The 1,837-nt window shown below is 59.4% G+C and carries 2 protein-coding genes; one reads left to right on the forward strand and one right to left on the reverse strand.

Annotated elements, in window-relative coordinates:
- Window positions 1-218: hypothetical protein (locus tag H5U08_RS17465; RefSeq protein ID WP_297036037.1), on the reverse strand; the 218-nt coding region annotated here is incomplete at its 3' end.
- A gap of 526 nt (window positions 219-744) precedes the next feature.
- Here H5U08_RS17465 and H5U08_RS17470 point away from each other — a divergent pair.
- On the forward strand, window positions 745-1,671 hold the full coding sequence (locus tag H5U08_RS17470; RefSeq protein ID WP_297036040.1) for a hypothetical protein: 927 nt from the start codon (window positions 745-747) through the stop codon (window positions 1,669-1,671).
- Window positions 1,672-1,837: the final 166 nt, after the last annotated feature.

The following is a 1,837-nucleotide window of genomic DNA, read 5'->3' on the forward strand; positions in this document are numbered from 1 at the left end:
CGGCCCTTCCGATCGACCTGAACCTTGCGTGAGACGTTTTCACCGGGTCGCAGGGTGACGCTCTCAATCGGTGCGATTGTCATCGGTTCTTGCGGTGGAGCGGCGACCGGCTGCGGTTCCGCAGGGAGGGGCTCCACCTCTTCAACCTTGAATTGGGATTGCGATCTGCGGCAACCTGAAGCGAGCCCAACGACAACGAGCACACCCAGGAGTGTCATGAAAACTCCAGTCGTGTGCAGCAATTGTTTTGCGAGACAACCGGAGCTACCATTTCTGCCCGCTGACCCCTCGGACTTCATGAATGCATGCCGCATGGCCATACCCCCGTGGCTAATCTGGTCAAACGGGATGGACAAGACGTTTTCTGAGGACGGGTGATCCAGGCGTCGGTAACCATTGTGCGGAACCGGGGCAGTCTAGTCAAGGATTTGGCAAATTTTTCGTGACGGACTGAAATGCTCGAGAGCATGGCCATCGCGCGGTGAACCTGGGCAGCGGTTGGGATGACGAGACGCTGGGGGTGCGAAAAGCCGGTTCACTGGTTTACCCAACCGTTACAGGCCGCACAGGTGGTACGTTTAAGACGGACATTTCTCCTGGATGAGACCGCAGGTCTCTCTCGTCCGCGCTTATTTTGAGTCACAATTATTAAAGGAAAAGCCTCATGCTGCCGACCGGCGGCTGCGTGGACGGGGTATTTAACGACCCAAAATCGAGGGGATCAGAACCCGAAGGATAACAACAATGAAAACGAAACTTGCTGTGTACTCGGCCGTGATGATGGGGATGTGGCTGGCCATTGGTTCCGTTGCGGATGCCCAATGCCTGCTGGGACGGTTGTTTAATCGCCCGACCACTTACACGGCCGGTTACGGGGGATATCCCGTCGGAGTAGCGTACACACCAGTGACCACTTACATGCCGGTCGTGTCCTCTGCGCCGGTGGCCACGACAAGTTATCGGGTAACCTATCTGCCCGTGACACCCGGTGCCACGACGGTCTATCGTGTGGCCCCGTCGTTGACGCCTCCTGTGGTGAGCACGACGAGCTACCTGCCCGTCGCCACACCGTACGCGGTGGCCTCTCCACCGGCGACCCCCGCGATGGTTCCGGTTGTCACCTATCGGCCGGTTCAAATTGTGTACGAGCCGCGACGCCGCCTTTTCCCCTGGCGTCCGTTCGCTAACTGGAGGGCTCGGAGAGCGGGCTACTGGCCCTTGGTGTCGTCCACACCGACCTGGTCCACAGCCTATTTTGCCACGTACGAGTACATTCCCGCCGCAACGACCTCAACGGTGTGCGCTCCGGTGGAAAGTGGCGTGGTAACGGCCGGAGGCTATGACGTGACGGCTGGCACCGGCTGTGCGAGTTGCGCTTCAAGCACCACGAGTAGTTGGTCGTCATCGCCAGCCACGACGGTCCCCACGCTTCCCCCGGCAAGTTCCAGCACGCAGCCCACTCCCACGTTCAAGCAAGAATCGGGTTCGGAGACCAGAATGAAACCCGCCGAGGAGGGACAGTCAGCACCGAGTGCGTCCGGCACGAGTTTACCACTGTCCCAGGACAAGCCCCTTGTCAGGCAGGCGCTCTATGAAAAACCCATTCCGCTCGTCGAAGACGACGCCAATCCACCCCTCGTGGAGGTGCACGGCTGGCGGCGTTCCCAGTAAAACCAGCGCTTGACGAGTGAGAAAAACTCAGCGGTACAAGACTTGCCTACGGTGCGCCGGTGTGCGATGCCGGGAATATTCGAATCGTGCGCCCTGTTCGAACGAAAGTGAGACCTCGGGGTTCCAGGATGGCTCGCCACAGTTCGTCAACCGTGGCGTTGGTGAC

Origin of the sequence: Thermogutta sp., assembly GCF_014359955.1 — a bacterium.
Lineage (GTDB): Bacteria > Planctomycetota > Planctomycetia > Pirellulales > Thermoguttaceae > Thermogutta.

Excerpts from the sequence above, each read along its gene's own strand:
- H5U08_RS17470 (WP_297036040.1), top strand. The coding sequence starts at position 745 with ATGAAAACGAAACTTGCTGTGTACTCGGCCGTGATGATGGGGATGTGG.